Genomic DNA, 19,473 nt, shown 5'->3' with positions numbered 1-19,473 from the left:
TCCTCGCCCTGCAGCGAGAAAAACCGCCTGTCTCCCACACAGAACCGCCGTCTTTGCCGAGCGTCATCTTCGCCTGCATGAGTTGCTTGACTTTGATATTTTGCGCTTGCTACCATTCCTCGTCTTCTAAATACGCAATAATAATTGCGAATTATGCAATGACGGCCCGTGGTTCTCTACGCATTTCTGCACAAAGGGGCAAGCCTTAGCACCATGCAAAACATTCTGTGGAAAGCATCCGCATTTTCCGTCGCGCTGACCGGCGCCGTCGGGTTGTTCCTCGTTCACGGGAGCGGCTCGAAGGCCAGCGCGGCCGATGCAAAGGGAAGTGCGCCATACACCCAGTGGCGTGAATACGGGGGCAGCCCCGACGACGCGCAGTATTCTGCCCTGAAGCAGATCAACCGGTCCAACGTCACCCAGCTCAAACAGGTCTGGTTCTATCCCGCCGGCCGCAACGGCTTCCGTTTCGGATCGAACCCCATCATCATCGACAACGTGGTCTACGTCATCGGGCTCGACAACAGCATTGCCGCCCTCGATGCCACCACCGGAAAGCAGATCTGGATTCACCAGACCGAGCGCCCGCAGAACATCACCAACCGCGGTCTCAACTACTGGGAGAGCAAAGATCGCTCCGAACGACGCATTCTCTTTTCCATCAACAACAAGCTCACCGCGCTCGATGCCCGCACCGGAGAGACCATCGACTCCTTCGGCGATCACGGCCTCGTCGATCTGCGCGAGGGCCTCGGCCGCGATCCCAACTCCATCCGTCAGATCCGCTCCGGCACGCCCGGCAAAATCTTCGACGATCTCATCATCCTCGGCTCTGCCACCGGCGAGGAGTACGAGTCGCCTCCGGGCGACCTGCGCGCCTACAACGTCGTCACCGGCAAGCTTGCGTGGCAGTTCCACACCGTCCCTCATCCCGGCGACATCGGCTATGACACATGGCCCAAAGGCGCATGGAAGTACATCGGCGGCACCAACACCTGGGGCGAAATCTCCATCGACGAGAAGCGGGGCATCGCGTATTTCCCCACCGGCTCGCCGACCTATGACTTCTATGGAGCCGATCGCCACGGTGCCGACCTCTACTCCGACTGCCTCATCGCGCTCGATGCCCGCACCGGAAAATATCTCTGGCACTTCCAGACCACCCATCACGATCTCTGGGACTACGATCTCGAGGCCGGGCCCAAGCTGCTGACCGTCAACCACGACGGCAAAAAGATCGACGTCATCGCCGAGGCCGGCAAGAACGGCTTCGTCTGGGTGCTCGATCGCGTCACCGGCAAGCCCATCTGGCCCGTCGAAGAGCGCCCCGTGCCGAAGTCGCCCATGCCTGGTGAAGAGTCCTGGCCCACGCAGCCTTTCCCCACGGTCATTCCGCCCTTCGCGCGGCAGAAGTTCACCGCCGATGAGGTCGACCCCTACATCGCCGATCCGAAGGAGCGCGAGTCTATCCGTCAGGAAATCCTCGCCGCCCGCAACGAGGGTCTCTACACGCCGCCCAGCACCGATCCCACTCTGGAGACGCCCGGCAATAACGGCGGCGCCAACTGGGGATCGACTGCCATCGATCCCTCCACCAGCACCTTCTATGTCCTCTCGAAGGACGCGCCCTCGATGCTGAAGCTTGAGCCCAAGCCGCCGCACTTCGAGATGCGTGGTTCGCCGGAGACGCAGGGGCAGGTCATCTACGTCCAGAACTGCGCCCTCTGCCACACCGCGACGCTGCAGGGACAGCCTCCGGGCGTTCCCTCGCTGATCGGCATCGTGCAGAAGGTCGGCGCAGATCGCGTGAAGAGCACCGTGCAGAACGGCCTGTCGCCGATGCCGGCCTTCCCCGATCTCTCCGATGCGGATATCGGCAACCTCATCGCGTATCTCTCGCACCCTGCAGACGCGCATGTTCCGCCCGATATCCTCACGCGCCTCGAGCATCCGCCGGCGCCTCGTCCGAGTCTTGAGCCCGGCGTCACCACCCGCTACTGGACCGGCTACGGCTATATGAATTCGAGCGACGGTCTGCCCGCCATCGGGCCGCCGTGGTCCACGCTCACCGCCTACAATCTGAACACCGGCAAAATCAAGTGGCAGATTCCCTTTGGCGGCGTCACCAGGCTGGAAGAGAAGGGCATTACCAACACCGGCAGCTACTGGCCGCGTGGAGGTGTCGTTGTCACTGCCGGCGGACTCATCTTCGGCGGCAGCAAGTCCGACTCCACCTTCCGCGCCTATGACAAGGACACCGGAAAGGTCCTTTGGGAAGTCAAGCTCCCCGCCGGACCCGAAGGCATTCCCGCCGTCTACGAAATCGCCGGCAGGGAATACGTCATCATCAGCGCGCGTCCGGATTCCGACAAGGTCGTCTCCGCGGGAGGAGTCGCTCCCAAAGAAGAGGATGAATCCGCGGGCGCAAATACAACGCAGGAGACTCAGGGCTATTACGTATTCGCCCTTCCGGAATAAGTCGATAAAACAGACGTATCCTCCATCTATGCGGGCATGAGCTGCAGCTCATGCCCTTTTTCTTTCCCCAGCTCCCCTCCCTTGTCATCCCGACCGAAGCGGAACGCAGTGAAGCGCAGTGGAGGGATCTGCATTTCCTCCTTCTGCGCGGAATCGGGGTGCCCCACCTTCGCGACTGGGGTCCCCGGCGCACGTGGTGTTCGTGCACTGGGGTGGAGAAGCTAAGGTGGGAAGGCGTCATCGCTTTGTATCAGGGCACGGCTTCAGCCGTGCCGAACCGGCCCCAAAGGACCGGGCTTCAGCCCCTGTACAACATAACCACGAAGCGCATCTCGTCTCGCACAGCGAGACCCGGTAGAAGCCCCCGGCTTTAGCCGGGGGAATGAAGATGTGGGAAAGAGGGCTTCAGCCCCGGTGACTGAGTCCCCGGAACAAAGCCATCGCCGAAAGGCGATCACCTTGCTGCCGCAGGCCCGGCGAGCACAGGAGCAACAAAAAAGGCTGCGAAATACATCGCTGTATCCCGCAGCCGCAGAGCACTCGGAGAATAGAAGAATGAAAACGGAAAAGGTTACTTGCCCTGCCAGCCGCCATCCACGTAGAAGGACTGGCCGGTAACATAGCGTGCTTCTTCTGAGGCGAGGAACGCGGCGACCGAGCCGATCTCGCACGGCTGTCCCGGGCGTCCCATCGAGATCTGCGCCAGCACCATCGGCAGCAGATCCGGACTCTTCATCACCCAGTCGATCATCGGCGTCTCGATCAGGCCCGGATGAATGCAGTTCACGCGAATCCCCAGCGGCGCCATCTCCGCCGACACATTGCGTGTCAGCGCTTCGATCGCCAGCTTGCTCGGCGCGTAGTGCGTGCGTCCCGGCAGCACCTTCGCTGCCTGGATCGATCCGATGTTCACGATCGCTCCCTGGCGCTTCGCCGCCACCGCTCTGCGGCAGAAGATCTGCGAGCACAGCCAGCCGCTCTTCAGGTTCACCGTCGTCACGTCCGACCATTGCTCGTCCGTCAGTTCCAGGAACGGAATGATCGTCTCAATCCCTGCGTTGTTCACCAGTATGTCGATCGATCCCAGTTCGTCCCAGCCGCGCTCGACCATCGCTTCCACTTCGTCGCGTTTGGTCACGTCTGCCTGTACCACAATGGCCCGTCGGCCCTGCTGCCGAATCCAGTCCGCCAGCTCGTCTGTCTTCTCCGAGCACCGGACGTCATTGATGATGACATCCGCTCCCTCGGCGGCAAACGTCTGTGCAATGCCTTTTCCAATTCCCTGAGCGGCGCCGGTTACCAGCGCGACTTTGTTTGCGAGCTTCATGTCATCATCCTGTCAGTTGAAACCGTGTTATGCAGCGTTGCAGCGTCTTTCTGCGTGCGCGGGCCCGGCGCACGGCCTAGTGAATCGTCCAGCCGCCGTCGACCATCAGCACATGCCCCACCACCATATCGGCGAAGTCGCTCGACAGGAAAAGTACGGCTCCCACAAGATCTTCCGGCTGGTTCCAGCGTCCCCGCGGAATCATCTCCTGCGTCGCCCACTCCTTATAGCCGGGACGCTCAAGAATATTTTTGCGTGACTCTGTCTCCGTGATGCACGGCGCCACCACATTGACCAGAACGCCCTCATGCGCCCACTCCAGCGACAGCGCGCGCGACAGATGATGCACGCCCGCCTTGGCCGCCGCGTATACCGAGCGCTTTTTGAAGGCGATCTCTCCGAAGTTCGAACCGATATTGATGATCCGGCCGCGGCCCTGCGGAATCATGATCCGCGCCGCCGCCTGCGAGGCGAAGAACACGCTCTTCAGCGTGGCCGTCATCGTCTTGTCATACTCTTCTTCGGTTACATCCAGAGCCAGGGTGGTCCCCGTCCATCCTGCGTTATTTACCAGAATGTCAACGCGGCCGAACTCCGCCTTCGTCTTTTCCATCAGCGCCTGCACCTGGGCCACGTCGTTCACATCGGCCAGCACAATCAGCGCCTTCCGGCCCAGAGCTTCTATCTCCGCCTTAACTTTCTGGATATCTTCCATCTCCCCGTGGGGATACTTGGCCAGAACTACGTGTGCGCCTGCCTGGGCAAGACCCAGTGCGATTGCGCGTCCAATGCCCTGCGAGGCGCCGGTCACCACCGCGATCCTGTCTTTCAGCCCAAAACTCGAATAATCCATCGAACGGACTCCCTTCATTCCGAACGCTCGTCAGCTGCGGAGGGTATCGTTTCCACCCCTCCGCTCCTCGTCTGAATTGATTGCAATAATTGATATTTTAATTGCGTATCGTGCAAACACCGTGAATCTTATCTTCCGCTACAAACGTCGTCAAGCCCGTTTCGGAAACCCCTTCCCGCCGGAAACAACCCACCCTTCCGGTGCTTGACAACCGTATAAGTAAGGATGCAGAGTTGTTGCATAAAACGCAATGCTGTATGCGTAAAACGAATTAAATGGAAGAGAGCAGCGCCATCGCGGGACCCTGTTTCCATCCCCTGTCGCTTCGCTCCTTCCCCGGCTGACCGGATGCGATATCAGGAGGAACAGTTGTTGAACAGCAAAATGACCCGCCGCACCTTTACCACTCGGCTGGCGGCCAGCGCCGTCGCCGCGGCTACGCTTCCAGAAACCCTCTTTGCCGCCACTCACCGCAACATTCACATCGGTCACACCGGCATCACCTGGCTCAACTCGCAGGTCGAGCAGGCGATTCAGGATGTCGCAAAGCTCGGCTTCTATGGCTTTGAGACCTTCGGCGAGGTGCTCGCCGCCGAGGAGGCCAAAGGCGGCATCGGACGCGTTCTCGAACAGAACAAAATCCCGCTCATCTCCGGCTACTGCACCCTCAACCTCACCGACCCTGAAAAGCGCAGGGACGAGATGGCCAAAGCCGTCGCCTGGTGCAAGCTCATTAAGAAGTACAACGGTCGCATCTTCGTTCTCGGACCCAATCAGGTGCACCGCGATACCTATGTCTATGCGGATCACAAGGCCAACATCGTCAGCACCCTCAATGAGGCGGCCAAAGTCGTGCAGGATCAGGGCCTGACCCCGGTTCTGCATCAGCACACCGGCACCTGCGTCATGACGCGCGACGAAACCTACGCCACCCTCGATGCCGTCGATACCCACGTCCTCAAGTTCGGACCCGACGTAGGCCAGCTCACCAAGGGCGGTGTCAACGCCGTGCAGGTGGTGAAAGATTATCTGCCGCTCGTCCAGCACATGCATCTCAAGGACTACAACGGCAAGGATGACCATCTTCTCGGCTACTGCCCGCTCGGCCAGGGGCAGGTCGATGTCCCGGCGATCCTTGATTTGCTGAAGGGCAGAAAGCTTAGTGGTATGGTGATGACGGAGCTCGATAACGACCCGAGAAACCTGTCGCCGACCCCGCCAATTGAGCTTGTTGAGCAGAGTAAGACGTATCTGAAGAAAATTGGGGTAAAATTCAGAACATAATTTAAAGCTGTGTATGCCGCCCAGGAAGAGTCCACAAGTTCCGTTCATTCAAAGTCTTGATCGTGGTTTGACGATCCTCAGATCCGTCGCGCTCTCGCCGCAGCCTGTATCGCTCGGCGAGATCGCGGATCTGCTGGATATCGACCGGAGCAGCGCCTTCCGCCTCGCGCACACCCTGCGCCGGCGCGGTTTCCTCGCCTGTCCGCCTGGTCGAAAAGACTATGTGCTCGGCTCGTCCATGTGGACACTTTCCCACCAGTACGACTGGAGCAACATGCTCGTGAAGGTGGCGCACCCCGAGCTCAAGCTCCTCGCCACCCAGATCAATGAGACCGCTCACCTCGCCATCCGCGAAGGCAAGAACGCTCTCTTCATCGATTCCGCACACGCCACCCACGTCATCGCCGTCGCCGGCCAGACCGGTGAGCTCGTGCCCCTCTACTGCACCGCTCACGGCAAGGCTCTGCTCGCCGATGCCGACGAGCGCGAGCTGCGCGCCCAGTTCGGCGCCGGCCCGCTGCAGAAGTACACCAAGAACACCATCACCAGCATCAAGGCCCTTGCCAAAGAGTGCGATCAGATCAAGCAGCGCGGCTTCGCCACCGACGAGTCCGAGTACGGCTCCGAGATGCGCTGCGTCGCTGCTCCCATTCGCCTCGGCAACGAGCTCATCGTCGGCTCCATCGGCATCTCAGCTCCCGCGCTGCGCTTCGGAAGAGAGCTTTACCCCGATTACGCCGCCAAAGTCTGCCAGGTCGCCGACCGCATCGGTCAGTACCTCAGCGGTGCCGAAACCAAGCCGTAGCGGTCTCCGGTATCTCTGCATCTTCTATGGCCGGCCCTGCGCCGGCCATGTGATTTTTCGGCAATTTCCCGATCTTCTCTCGCGAGTCCTCATTTCCCCGTGATAGCATTGCAATGCGAATTGCATCATACGCAATACTCGCGTGAGACGAATTCCGGCGCATGACTGGTTTCTCTCGCCGCGATTCAGGGGAAGAATGACAAATCCGGTTCTCGACTTCGGCATTGATAAATCCTCTCTTCAATATGTGGGCAGCGGTCTGCAGCGCCCCGAATGCATCCTTGCGGAGCGCGACGGCTCTTTGTGGTCCGCCGACGCGCGCGGCGGTGTCGTCCATCTCACCCCCGACGGGCAGCAGCAGATCATCACGCAGAAAATCTCCGGCCACTTCGAAGGGGTAAGGAGCGAGGCCTCGCGTTACCTTGAGGGCACGCTTCCCAACGGTCTGGCCTTCGCCCGCAACGGCGACATCCTCATCTCCAACTTCGGCACCGACCGCCTCGAGGTCATGACCCGCACCGGTGACTCCCGCGTCCTCGCCGACAGCATCGACGGCGAGCCCATCGGCAAGGTCAACTTCGTCCTCCGCGACTCGAAGGACCGCATCTGGATCACCATCTCCACCAAAATCAAGAACTGGATGCACGCCCTGCGCCCCGATCTGCCCGACGGCTATATCGCGCGCTACATCGACGGCAAGTTCCGCATCGTCGCCTCCGGCTTCCACTTCACCAACGAGATCCGCATGGACGCCCGCGAGGAGTACATATACGTCGCCGAAACCACCGGCGGCTGCATCAGCCGTCTCCGCGTTCATGAGGACGGAACCCTCGGCGAGCGCGAGGTCTTCGGACCCTCCAGCCTCGGCAAGGGCGCCTGGCCCGACGGCATCGCCTTCGACAGCTTCGGCAATCTCTGGGGCACCATGGTTTACTCCGACAAGCTCTTCGTCCTCACGCCGCAGGGCGATATGCGCCTCCTCCTCGATGAAGGAGATCCGCAGAAGGTCGAAGCGCTCGAGAAGGCCTTCTTCAAAAACGAGGTGAACGAGCAGGTGCTCTTCGCCACCGGGCAGGGAATCGCTCCCTGGATGGCCAGCGTCACCTTCGGCGGAGCCGATCTGCAGACCCTCTATATTGGATCGCTTAAGGGCAGCCGGATTCCGTTCTTCCGCGCGCCCGTTCCCGGCCATCCCATGGTGCACTGGAACGACTGACGGACTCATTCAGGCGGAATCGTCCGCCACAACGAAGCGCGGACAGTCATCGGCGCCGGCCAGGCTGAAAGACGCGCACATTACGGACCGGGCCGGCGGGCAGGAATGGAGAATTCGCAATGACACAGACAGCAACGACTGAAGCAACGTATATCGGCGGCGTATGGGAAGAAAGCAAAGCATCGGCCTACTCTGAGATCGTCAATCCGGCGACCGGCGAAGTCATCGCCCGCATTCCGCTGGCCGACGAGTCCGTGGTCGGACGCGCCGTGGAAGCCGCGGCGAAGGCGTATCCCGCGTGGCGCAGAACCCCTCCGCAGGACCGCATCCAGTACCTCTTCCGCTTCCGTGAGCTGCTCCTCAAGCGCATCGACGACATCGCCCGCACCGTCACCCTCGAGAACGGCAAGACCCTCGCCGAAGCGAAGGCCGAGACCCAGCGCGGTATCGAGAACGTCGAAGTCGCCTGCGGCATTCCCACGCTCATGCAGGGGTACAACCTCGAAGACATCGCCAGCGGCATCGACGAGATCATGATCCGCCAGCCCCTCGGCGTCACCGCGGCCATCACACCCTTCAACTTTCCCTCGATGATCCCGCTCTGGTTCCTGCCCTACGCCATCGCGACCGGAAACACCTTCATCCTCAAGCCCTCCGAGCGCGTCCCGCTGACCGCCATCCTGCTCACGCAGCTCCTTGAAGAGGCCGGGCTGCCTGCTGGCGTGATGAACCTGGTCGTCGGCGCCAAGCCCTCGGTCGATGCGCTGCTGCATCATCCTGACGTGCGCGCCATCAGCTTCGTCGGCTCCACGCCGGTCGCGAAGTACATCTACTCCGAAGGCTCCGCGCACGGCAAGCGTGTGCAGTGCCAGGGCGGCGCCAAGAACTACGTCGTCGTCATGCCCGATGCCGATCTCGATATGACCGCGAAGATCGTCAGCGACAGCGCCTTCGGCTGCGCCGGTCAGCGCTGCCTCGCCGTCTCCGTCGCCGTCACCGTCGGCGATGTGAAGCAGAAGTTCACTGACGCCATCGTCGAAAGGGCTTCCTCCATCCGCACCGGCAACGGTCTCGACAAGGATGTGCAGATGGGTCCCGTCATTACCGCGCAGAGCAAATCCCGCATCCTGCAGAGCGTCGAAAAGGGGCTGAAAGAGGGCGGCAGGGTCGCGCTCGACGGCCGCGCCGGAATCAACGGCAACGCGCCGCACGGCAACTTCATTGCGCCGACCATCCTTACCGACATCGACGCCTCGAACCCGCTCACCTCGACCGAGATCTTCGGACCCGTGCTCACCGTCAACAGCACCAATACGCTCGATGACGCGATCGAGGTGCTCTCGAAGAGCGCCTTCGGCAACTCCTCCGCCATCTTCACCTCCAGCGGAGCCGCCGCCCGCAAGTTCCGCTATGAGGTGCCCACCGGCAACGTCGGCGTCAACATCGGCGTCGCCGCGCCGATGGCTTATTTCCCCTTCAGTGGCTGGAAGGACAGCTTCATGGGTGTCCTCCACGGCCAGGGCAAAGACGCCATCGAGTTCTACACCGACAAGAAGGTGGTCATTGAGCGCTGGCCCAAAGAATGGTCGCGTAAGTTCTAGTTCTTCGCCGGTGCCGCCGGCCGGCATCGGCGCATCCGTTTGCAGCGCCTCCTTAAACCCCGGGGAAAGGCAACACTCTCCCCGGGGATTTTCTTTTCTGCGGCACTGCTTTACAGATCAGCGCTGGATGATCGTTAGAAAATCTTTACCAGGTCGTATCGACATATAGGCGAGCCGCTGATCTGTTGATTCAGGGAACAAATTTGAATTGTCATCCCGAGCGAAGCGCATCGGGGTCCCCGGCGCGCGTGGTGTTCGTGCGCTGGGGTGAGAAGCGGAGTCGAGGGATCTGCATTTCTTCTCTCCCAGCCTGAAGTCTGACCGCGAATCCATTCGTTTCCTCCGCCTGCTGTTCCCTATGTCGCGCTACACGATCGCCCCGTTTTCGATCAGCCAGCTCACCGCTTCCTGCACCGCCTCGAGCGAGCTGTACCCCGGCTCATATCCCAGCAGCCTCCGCGCCTTTTCGATGCTGCACTGCGGCGAGTGGCGAATGTGGTCTTCGGTTACCGCGGCATCCCGGCCCGTCTGCTCCTGCTTCCACTCTTCCCACGGCAAAAACGCGATCCGCGCCCTCTTTCCGAACCACTCCGCCATGCTCTCCGCATAGCCGCGCAGCGTCACCGCTGCCGCCGACACCACATGAAAGCTCTCGCCCAGCGCCGCCTCGCGCCGCTCCATCGCCCGCAGAAATGCCCAGGCCACGTCCTTCGCGTGTACGTGATGCACCGTCTCCAGTCCGAAGTGAGGAAGCCGAATCTCCTCGCCGCGCTTCAGCGCCGCAAAGACATTCGTATTGAAGTTTCCCGCCGGATTGATCGGAGCCCATCCCGGCCCCACCAGATGCCCCGGGTGCAGCACCGTCACCGGCAGGCCGTTCTCCTTCGCCTCGCGCAGCAGATACGCTTCGATCGCCGCCTTGTGCACGCCGTAGTCGCCGAAGGGCTGCCGCGGCTCATCCTCCGTCGTGGGACGCCTCACGCCATGCCCATGCACCCAGATCGTGCCGCAGTGCAGCAGATGCCGCACCCGGCCCCGCAGACCCTCCACCAGCATCTCCGCGCTCTTCGGCTGATAGCAGGTCAGGTCCACCACCACTTCGGCCTCGATCCGTGCGATCCGCTCGCCAAAGCTGCCCGCGTTCTCCTCCGCCGTCCGGTCCAGCCGCACATGCGTCACCGCCGCCCACGCCGGATGCGCCTGGTACGGCTTCTTCGTTCCTCTGCTCACACACACAACATCGTGCCCGGCCTCATACAGCAGCGGAGTCAGATAACTGCCGATATGCCCCGTCCCGCCAATCACCGCAATGCGCATCATCAGACAACCTGCCTTTCCCATGCGGGTTTTTAGCCCCGAGAGTCGTTCCCATTTGAACTTTCAACAATTTGTTGTTCTTTTATCACTATCACGATCCGGCCTTCCACTCACCCGTTCCGGCTCAGATCTTCATGCTTCCGCGTCCCGCTGAATACCGGCTTATCCGTTAAACTGCAGGATCATGCGAACTTCCGCTCCCGTGCGAAAACCGCCGCCGAAACCCGTCCCCGGTTTCCTTGACTGTGCCACTTTCGGCTGCTTATACTTGGGTTCATTTATGCAATAACGATTGCATAATACGCATCATAATCCGATATCGCAATGGCGAAATCAATTTCGCCGCCGGCACGCAGACGAACAAGGACATAAGAATGAAAAACGCAGGCACCAGCATTGCTTCCCATCGCTCCCTGGACCGGGATCTCTTTCTTCACCGTGACTACCTGCTTCGCCAGGGCATTCTCCGCCTGCTTGCCATCAAGGACTCCGACATCCGGCTCCTCACCCTCGATCAGAGCCGTGACGCCATCGATAACGGACTCCACTCCGGCGGCGCCTTTTCCGCCACCATTCCGCTCGTCGCTCTCTTCTACGGCGGTTATCTCCGCCTCGATATCGAGGACCCCACCCGCCGCGGCCAGGACATGTTCACCCTCAGCAAGGGCCATGCCGTCGCCGCTCTGGCCTCCATCTACGCCGACCTCGGCTACTTCGACGAGAAGATCCTCCACCACTCCCGCTCCAGCGAGAGCATCCTCAACGGCCATCCCGGCCCAGTTCTCCCCGGCGTTCAGATCGCCACCGGCCCCATGGGGCAGGGAATCGGCGTCGCGCAGGGCTTTGCCATCGCCGGCCGCCTCAACCCGTCCTTCGATTCCTACTGCATGGTCGGTGACGGCGAGCTGCAGGAGGGCTCCTGCTGGGAGACCATCATGTACGCCGGCCAGCACCACCTCGATAACTTCTGCGTCCTCGTCGACCGCAACAACGGCCAGCTCGACATCGCCAACCGCATGATCTTCCCCATGCCCGAGCTCGAGGCCGTCTTCCACTCCTATGGGTGGGAGGCATACAACGTCGACTCCACGCAGCACGACGGCGTCCTCGCCGCCCTCGACCGCTTCCGCTTCGGCGCCCGCAACGGCAGGCCCACCGCCATCATCTGCAACAGCACCAAGGGCTACGGCGCCTTCTCCGACTTCATGAACAAGCACAAGGTCACGGTCAGCAGCAGCCTTGGCGCCCAGGAGATCGAGCTGCAGAAGGAGCGCCGCAGCCAGCGCGTCGACGAGGCCCTCCGCTTCCTCGACCAGCTCGAAGCCTCCTCCGAAGGTGCCGCCGTCCGCCGGCTTCTCCTCGACGCCGCCCATGACATGCACCTGAAGATCGACAGCGCCTCCATTGCCTCCGTTCCCGGCCCCGCGCTCACCCGCCGCGTGCCCGTCCGCGACAAGCACATCCGCTGGGACGAGGCCGCTCTGCCGAAGCTTGATCCCAAAAAGTCTTACGCCGCGTCCGACATCGTCACCTCCGCGATGAAGGTCTTCGCGCGCGACGGCCGTGTCGTCTCCATCGACTCCGATCTGGCCTCCACCAGCGGGCTTGAGGCCGGCATCGCCTCCGTCGATCAGCGCCGCGCCCTCAACACCGGCGTGGCCGAAGCCAACATGATGCTCATCGGCGAGGCCTTCGCCGCCCTCGGCAGCAACACCTGGGTCAGCACCTTCTGCCCCTTCTTCAACTGGCAGGTGCTGCGCCGCGTCGCCGTCGGTCATCAGGAGCGCCTCGAGGCCATCGAGGCCGAAGACGGCTGGCTCAGCGAAGGTCACGGCCTCGACCTCACCTTCCTCGCCACCGCCGCCAACTTCGAGACGCGCACCAACGGCGCCACCCACATGGGCAACGACGACATCACCACCTTCGACGCCGTCGGCCATCTCAAAATCATCGATGTCTCCTGCCCGCAGCAGATGCTCTCCATCATGAAATGGATCATGGAAGGCAATCGCGGCCTCATCTATCTCCGCGTCATGCGCACCGGCTCCGCCGTGCTCTACGGCGGCGACTACGCTTTCACCTTCGGCAGGGGCTATCGCCTGCGCCAGAGCGCCGAAGACAAGGCCGTCATCATCAGCAGCGGCCGCGGCGTGCACGAGGCCATCAGCGCCGCCGAGGCCTGCGCGCAGCGCGGCTTCAGCGTCGGCGTCGTCGACATGCCCTCCGTCGATGAAGAGCTGCTCCTTGAGCTCTACGCCTCCGGCCAGCTCCTCGTCTTCGCCGAGCAGAACAACGGCTATCTCTGGCAGAATTTCCTGAAGGTGCTCTATCGCAACCGCGACCGGGCCGGCCTGAAGAGTCTGAAGAACGTGCTTACCATCAACACGCTGAACGCGAACGGCCGTCCGCAGTTCATTCACTCCGCGACCTACGATGAGCTGGTCGCCGAGTTCGGCCTCACGCCCGGCGCCATCGCGGACGCGATCGAGAGCGGCCTCGCAGCCGCGCGATAGCATAAACAAGTGGGCCGGTTTGCATTTGTTTTGTATCAGGGCACGACTTCAGAGCTTGCGGAAGCACGGCTCCAGAGCTTGTGGAAAAGCCGTTGTTTTGAAGGGGCACGGCTTCAGCCGTGCCGCAAGACCAGCAGTATCGGTGCGGCTTTAGCCGTTGAGGGCCGGTTTGCTCTCTCTGTATGGCAGACTGGCCAGCAATCAGGTCGTGGGCCGGTTTGCATTTGTTTTGTATCAGGGCACGACTTCAGTCGTGCCGAAAGTGGCTGCAAATAAGTCCGGGCTTTAGCCCCTGTGAGACGGGTTCTTTCAGGCGAACCCACCATCAATACAGGTTCAGCAGGAGTACAGTATGAAGCTTCCAATCGTCGACGAAACCACCGTGGAAGAGCTCGACCTTCCCGGGCGCGGACTGCGCTGGGTGGTGACCAATGAAAACACCAATGCGCAGCACTGCACCATGTGCGTCATCAGGGTCGCGCCCGGCCAGGCCGTGCGTCCCGCGCACTCTCATCCCAACGGAGAAGAGGTCATCTACATCCTCAGCAGCTCCGGCCGCGTCATGATCGACGGCGTGGTCGAGCCGGTGAAGGCGGGCTGCGCCGTTCTCTTCCCGCAGGGAAGCATCCACATGCTCCAGAATCTCGGTAACGAGGAGATGAAGGTCGCCTGCTTCTTCGCGCCGCCCTCCGACCTCAGCACCTACAAATTTTTTGAAGACATTACGTTTCCGGACTGAGCCCGCTTTCCTCTCCGTCCATCTTTGCATCTCATCAGCAGTCGCCGCCGGAATACCGCGCAGACTACAGCGCCTTCCGGCGGCCGGCTCCACTCGGAAATCACGCCCGTTCCCTGCATTTCCGGCATAACCGCTTGACTCCCGCAAAGGGGCAGTCATAAAGTGGTAACAGGTTAAAACGCAATGAAAATTGCATAATACGCAATAATTTCAAATATGAAACAGTACCCCATCGCACATCGTTCCTCGCCGGCGTCGCTCGTCCGCCAGTCTGTGGTGGCCGCTATTGCAATCGCGGCCTTTTCCGCAGCGGGCTTTGCGGCGTTGTCCGCCACTCCGCCTCCCGTGGCCAGTGCTCATGCAAAGCAGGGAGACGCCATCTTTCACAAGCGCTGCATTGTCTGCCACAGCAAGCAGCCCGGCGACATGTCGCCCTTTGGTCCGCCCAATCTTCACGGCGTGTTTGATCCCGGCTCTCAGTTGAAGATCACGCCCGCCGACGCCGTCAACATCATTACTCACGGCAGGGGGCACATGCCCTCGTTCGCAGGCACCCTGTCAAAAAGCGAGATTGAAAGTGTTGTCGCGTATCTGAAGACTCAGTGACAGCCCGGCTGTTCACTGAACCACCTCCCTCGGAACAGTTCACGGGTTGAAAAAAATTCCGGGAGGAGCGATTTGACTGAGCCTGTTCTTTTCTCAGTCCCGTTCCCTGACAGACAGCCGCCTGCACTTTCGGTGAAAACCAGCACCGAAGCTGCAGGCGGTTTGTTCTCTCTGCACAGAGCCAATCAGAACCACTCGGCAGAAGACCGGCGCTTCAGCCCCTGCGAATGAAAATCTGAAAGAGATCGGGTGCCCCATGTCCGTCTTTTCGGACATGGGAATAAAAATCCTTCCCTTGTCATCCCAAATCCTCCCTTTTGTCATCCCGAGCGAAGTCGAGGGATCTGCATTTGCTTTTCATGAGGTTGGGTGTTCGCAGAATCCGGGTGCCCCACCTTCGCGAACCGGGGTCCCCTGCGCACGTGGTGTTCGTGCGCTGGGGTGGAGAAGCTAAGGTGGGAAGGCGATATTGAATCTGGGTGCCCCATGTCCGGATTTTCGGACGTGGGAATAAAACTCCCTCCCTGTCACCCGAATATTCCCATGTCATCCCGACACCTTCCCTCTGTCATCCCGAGCGAAGCCGAGGGATCTGCTTTTCGTCTCGCGTCAGCGAGACCCGGGTGAACAGGCGGACAAAAGAATCCCGCTGCGCCAGGCCCAGGTCCGTTTGCATCCACCGCATTGCGAGCGATACTCTGTGGAGCGAACCCATCCGTTACTCCTTCACGCATCACCACACACCCTATGCAATGAAAGCGGGGATTGGACCATGCTCTCCATGAATCGCCGGGACCTGATGGCCGGCATGATGGCAACTGCTCTCGCAGCCCCTTCGGCCGGAGCGCGCTCCTTTACCGGTTCCTCTTCGTCTTCCTCGCCCGCGCAAAGCGGCGGCGGCTCGCCGCTCAAAATCACCGCCGTCGAGCTGCTTGAGCTCCACGGCCACTATCAGGACGAAGCCGGCGTCAACCGCCAGCAGCAGGTCAATCCCCTCGACATCTACGACGATCTCCGCCCCGATCCCCACGCCGACAAGCCCTCCGGCACGAAGGACTTCTCCACCGAAGCCATCTACGTCCGCATCAAAACCGATGCCGGCATCGAAGGCCTCTACGGCCCCATCGAGCGCGATGCCGCCTACGTCGTGCACACCGACCTCGCGCCCTTCCTCCTCGGCAAAGATGCGCTCGCCGGCGAAGCCCTCTGGGACCAGATGTACCGCTCCAACCGCCACTCCCGCGCCGGCTTCTTCATGATGGCCATCAGCGCCGTCGACAACACCCTATGGGACATCCGCGGCCGCTGCTACAACGTGCCCGTCTACCGCCTCCTCGGCGGCCCCACCCGCGAGTCCGTCGAGATGTACGCAAGCTGCCTCGGCTTCTCCCTTGAGCCCGACGCCGTGCGCGCCCGCTGCCTCGCCGTGCAAAAGGAAGGCTACCGCTACCAGAAGTGGTTCATGGGCTACGGCCCCGGCTCAGGCGCCGACGGCATGAAGAAGAACATCGAGCTCGTCCGCATCCTGCGCGAAACCCTCGGCAACGACACCGAGCTCATGTTCGACGCCTACAGCGGCTGGGACCAGACCTACACCCTCGAATGGGCCCATCAGGTCGAGCAGTACCGCCCCCGCTGGATCGAGGAAGCCACGCACCCCGAGAAGGTCGACAGCTTCGCTCTCATGCACCGCAGCACTACCATCCCCATCGCCGCCGGCGAGCACCTCTACGGTCGGTGGGAGGTGCACCGCTACCTCGAAGCCAACGCGCTCTCCGTCGTTCAGGCCGACCCCGAGTGGTGCGGCGGCGTCTCCGAGCTGCTCAAAATCGGCACTGTCGCTTCCATCTACGACCTGCCCGTCATCCCTCATGGACACAGCCTCCGCGCCGCCATCCACGTCATCGCCAGCCAGTCGCCCATGACCTTCCCCATCGGCGAGTACCTCATCAACAAAATGCGCCACTACTACCACTTCGAGAGCAACCCCCTCGTCCCCGTGCGCGCCCACATCGCTCTGCCCACCGGCCCCGGATTCAACGTCCAGCTCAACCCGGCCCGCATCGACTCGCAGCGCATCCTCACCTTCTGATTCCCAAAGAAGAAAGGCTCCGCCATCTTCGCCGGAGCCTTTCTTCTTTAATACCCTGTCATCCCGAGCGAAGCCGAGGGATCTGCGGTTGCTTTTCGTCTCGCGTCAGCGAGACCCGGTAGAAGCACCGGGCTTTAGCCCGGTGAATGAATGCTCAAAGAAGAAAGGGGCTTCAGCCCCGGCCTCGGTACGGAAAACCGCCCTTACATCGTCGGCTCGATCACCTTCATGCCCGACGCATCATCCGGACGCCGCTCCAGTGGTGTCGGATACGCCGTCACAAATACCTCAAGCGTCGGGTTCACATTCGCTTCGAAGATATGGCCGCCAATCGTGCTTCCGTCATGCCGCGCAAACACCGCGTGCATGTGGATCATCGGCTTTCCCTGATACGTCGAGATATCCCCCACCATCGAAAGCACCTCCACCTGCTCGGGAATCGAGATGCGGTGATACTTTTTGATCGAGAGATCCAGCCACGCCACCGTTGCGCTGCTCACCGCCCCGATCGCTGTAAAGTGCCCATCGACGACGTGGTACTTCTTCGCAAAATCGGTCAGCCCGCTCAGCGCTTCATCGCCCTTGCTGAAGACGATCGAATAGACCTTCTCCTGCGGCGTATCCATCACCAGCTTCACCTTCATGCTGGGAGCCAGCCCGCTGGTCACCGGTCGCGACGGTGAAATATACGGTCCATCGAAGGGCTGCCGCGTTCCTGTCTGTGCTGCCACCGACACGGCCGTCAGCACCGTCATCGTTGCGGCAAGCAAACGAATCCTGTTCATCCTCTGTCCTTTCGGAGTTGATCTCGCTCAGATTGTGCGTTGGTCCGCCGGCGAAGCAGCGGGGAAGGGAAAAGGGGGGAGTGCAACCGATGGGTATTAAGAAAGATCGGTTGCACGATATGCACAATATCCTAAACGCGGGGATGCGGGATAGTCCAGTAAAAATCGCTTTTCCTGTGCATTCCAGGCGGGAGCGCGATCCCCCTGCGGAGAGAGATCTGGATCTGCTTTTCCTTCTCCTGCGAAAATCCCGGGTGCCCCATCTTTGCGCAGCAAAGGTGGGAAGGAAGAATCCAGGCTGCTGCGAAATTCGCGACCTCATATCGCTCCCGACAATCACAGACGAGAAGCTGACTTATCGGTACTGATCGTGATGACGTGAATCGGCGATCTGACGCCAAACTATTTATGTCGCTTGCTCGCAGATGTACGTTCGCCGTATCTTTCTGTGAAGTCTGACTTACTAATTTTTCTGGGCTTGAAGGAGAGCCGTACCTTAACTATGGCTGAAAACGAAGAAAAAGCAACCTCTCCACAAGATTCGCAGCCGCAAAGCATCAAGAAGGCTGCAACAAAAAAGGCCAAGAAGAAGCGTGCAAAAAAGACTGCCAAACCAACAGCAAGTAAGGCTGATACCTCAAAACCGAGGGGTTCTCGGAATTTTCCTGCCTCTACATTCCAGGACGCTTTGGTGGTTGCTGAAGCCTTTCAGAAATACGCCGCTGGCCAGACACGCGTGCGCAAACTTACACTTTTCGACAAGATGGGGAAAAGCCCAGACAGCGGACCTAGCCGCCAGTTGATTACTAATTCATCACGCTATGGGCTAACGAAAGGCGGATATCAAGCTGATTTTCTAGAGTTAACCGCGGAGGGAGCTCTCGCAACTGGAGATGATGTTCCGCCTCCGAAGAAGCTGCAGGCTCGGTTCGATCTTGCTATTAAGAACATTGAACCGTTCAATTTTCTCTATGAGCGTTGCAAAGGCCAGAAGCTACCGAGTAAGGAATTCTTGATCGACGCTCTTAGAGAATCTGAGCCTAGCGAGACATCTCTTTCGGAATGTGTGGACACATTCATCCTGAATGCGACGTTTTTAGGGCTGCTGCGAACTATTGCGGGCTCCGAGCGTCTGATTACCATCGAACACGGGCTTGAGGAGACGGGGAAGATAGCTGGCTCGTCCGCAGCTGTTCCAACTCGCCTAGAGACGCAGGATGCCTCGCTACAAGCAATTTCTCAACTCGATGGCTATGAGTCAATCTGCTTCTACATCACTCCAATCGGAGGAGATGACTCTGAGCAACGGAAGCATTCAGACTTTTTTATGGAATTCGTGATCACGCCAGCACTGAAGGAGTTTGATCTACGCTTGGTTCGCGCTGATCAGATCGGAAAACCCGGTATGATCGGCAAGCAAGTGTTAGAGCACATCCTTAATGCACGCCTCGTGATAGCAGACCTTTCTTTTCACAATCCGAACGTATTCTACGAATTGTGTTTGCGGCATGCGACGCGACAGCCGACCGTGCAAGTGATTCGTGCGTCAGAGGCTATCCCTTTCGACATAGATCAATACCGAACCGTCAAAATCGATACTGGTGATATTTACGGACTTTTACCTAAACTGCAAACTTATATATCTGAAATCGCGAATCAGGTTCGAATGGCGCTCAAAGATCCAGACTCCGTAGATAGCCCTGTATCGATGTATTACCCGCTCCTTAAGTTGACGTGGAAGGCTTAAGCATATACCCCGAGTTTTGCGGGCAATCAAAGGATTTCGGCATTCGTCCGATGCTGACAAACCGCTGCGCTTATTTAAGACCTCGCTCGGCGATTACTCCTCATAAGCGC

General features: G+C 60.2%; 14 protein-coding genes. 10 read left to right on the top strand and 4 right to left on the bottom strand.

Annotation, left to right across the window (positions count from 1 at the left end; genetic code table 11):
• The first annotated feature begins 213 nt into the window (after positions 1 to 213).
• A complete protein-coding gene (locus D0Y96_RS07155) occupies positions 214 to 2,478 on the top strand; it encodes an outer membrane protein assembly factor BamB family protein (protein WP_147324962.1) in 2,265 nt (754 codons plus the stop codon).
• 571 nt (positions 2,479 to 3,049) lie between these two features.
• Here the strand turns inward: D0Y96_RS07155 and D0Y96_RS07150 are convergent.
• Positions 3,050 to 3,805: an SDR family NAD(P)-dependent oxidoreductase gene (locus tag D0Y96_RS07150; RefSeq protein WP_117298626.1), complete on the bottom strand. Its 756-nt coding sequence runs from the start codon at positions 3,803 to 3,805 to the stop codon at positions 3,050 to 3,052.
• 76 nt (positions 3,806 to 3,881) lie between these two features.
• Positions 3,882 to 4,658: an SDR family NAD(P)-dependent oxidoreductase gene (locus D0Y96_RS07145; protein ID WP_215601612.1), complete on the bottom strand. Its 777-nt coding sequence runs from the start codon at positions 4,656 to 4,658 to the stop codon at positions 3,882 to 3,884.
• A 369-nt stretch (positions 4,659 to 5,027) separates the two neighbouring features.
• Between D0Y96_RS07145 and D0Y96_RS07140 the strand changes: the two genes are divergently transcribed.
• From D0Y96_RS07140 to D0Y96_RS07125, 4 genes are all read left to right on the top strand, one after another.
• Positions 5,028 to 5,942 carry a sugar phosphate isomerase/epimerase family protein gene (locus tag D0Y96_RS07140; RefSeq protein WP_158562279.1) on the top strand — a complete coding sequence of 305 codons (915 nt, stop codon included), beginning with the start codon at positions 5,028 to 5,030 and terminating at the stop codon, positions 5,940 to 5,942.
• A gap of 13 nt (positions 5,943 to 5,955) precedes the next feature.
• Positions 5,956 to 6,747, top strand: a complete 792-nt coding sequence (locus D0Y96_RS07135) for an IclR family transcriptional regulator (protein WP_117298623.1) — start codon at positions 5,956 to 5,958, stop codon at positions 6,745 to 6,747.
• 196 nt (positions 6,748 to 6,943) lie between these two features.
• Complete coding sequence (locus tag D0Y96_RS07130) at positions 6,944 to 7,963, top strand: SMP-30/gluconolactonase/LRE family protein (RefSeq protein ID WP_117298622.1); 1,020 nt, start codon at positions 6,944 to 6,946, stop codon at positions 7,961 to 7,963.
• Between the two features lie 119 nt (positions 7,964 to 8,082).
• Positions 8,083 to 9,564 carry a CoA-acylating methylmalonate-semialdehyde dehydrogenase gene (locus D0Y96_RS07125; RefSeq protein ID WP_117298621.1) on the top strand — a complete coding sequence of 494 codons (1,482 nt, stop codon included), beginning with the start codon at positions 8,083 to 8,085 and terminating at the stop codon, positions 9,562 to 9,564.
• Positions 9,565 to 9,930: 366 nt separating this feature from the next.
• On the opposite strand, the gene D0Y96_RS07120 is transcribed toward D0Y96_RS07125, so the two are convergent.
• Positions 9,931 to 10,884 (bottom strand): NAD-dependent epimerase/dehydratase family protein, encoded by a 954-nt coding sequence (locus D0Y96_RS07120; RefSeq protein WP_199480198.1) that lies wholly within the window; start codon positions 10,882 to 10,884, stop codon positions 9,931 to 9,933.
• 371 nt (positions 10,885 to 11,255) lie between these two features.
• On the opposite strand from D0Y96_RS07120, the gene D0Y96_RS07115 reads away from it, so the two are divergent.
• The 4 genes from D0Y96_RS07115 (at position 11,256) to D0Y96_RS07100 (ending at position 16,831) form a co-directional block, all read left to right on the top strand.
• A complete protein-coding gene (locus D0Y96_RS07115; RefSeq protein ID WP_117298620.1) occupies positions 11,256 to 13,394 on the top strand; it encodes a thiamine pyrophosphate-binding protein in 2,139 nt (712 codons plus the stop codon).
• A gap of 352 nt (positions 13,395 to 13,746) precedes the next feature.
• Entirely contained in the window at positions 13,747 to 14,133 is a 387-nt protein-coding gene (locus D0Y96_RS07110) for a cupin domain-containing protein (RefSeq protein ID WP_117298619.1), read from the top strand.
• Between the two features lie 216 nt (positions 14,134 to 14,349).
• On the top strand, positions 14,350 to 14,739 hold the full coding sequence (locus D0Y96_RS07105) for a c-type cytochrome (RefSeq protein ID WP_117298618.1): 390 nt from the start codon (positions 14,350 to 14,352) through the stop codon (positions 14,737 to 14,739).
• Positions 14,740 to 15,511: 772 nt separating this feature from the next.
• Positions 15,512 to 16,831 (top strand): enolase C-terminal domain-like protein, encoded by a 1,320-nt coding sequence (locus D0Y96_RS07100; RefSeq protein WP_252263535.1) that lies wholly within the window; start codon positions 15,512 to 15,514, stop codon positions 16,829 to 16,831.
• Between the two features lie 203 nt (positions 16,832 to 17,034).
• Here the strand turns inward: D0Y96_RS07100 and D0Y96_RS07095 are convergent, their stop codons facing one another.
• Positions 17,035 to 17,616, bottom strand: coding sequence for a PPC domain-containing DNA-binding protein (locus D0Y96_RS07095; protein ID WP_252263534.1), 582 nt, complete (start codon positions 17,614 to 17,616; stop codon positions 17,035 to 17,037).
• 502 nt (positions 17,617 to 18,118) lie between these two features.
• On the opposite strand from D0Y96_RS07095, the gene D0Y96_RS07090 reads away from it, so the two are divergent.
• A complete protein-coding gene (locus tag D0Y96_RS07090) occupies positions 18,119 to 19,363 on the top strand; it encodes a hypothetical protein (protein WP_147324960.1) in 1,245 nt (414 codons plus the stop codon).
• The last annotated feature ends 110 nt before the right edge of the window (positions 19,364 to 19,473 follow it).

Source organism: Paracidobacterium acidisoli (assembly GCF_003428625.2).
GTDB classification, from domain to species: Bacteria; Acidobacteriota; Terriglobia; order Terriglobales; family Acidobacteriaceae; genus Paracidobacterium; species Paracidobacterium acidisoli.
The sequence above is the reverse complement of the archived record's forward strand: the minus strand, read 5'-3'. Positions and strand labels throughout refer to the sequence as shown.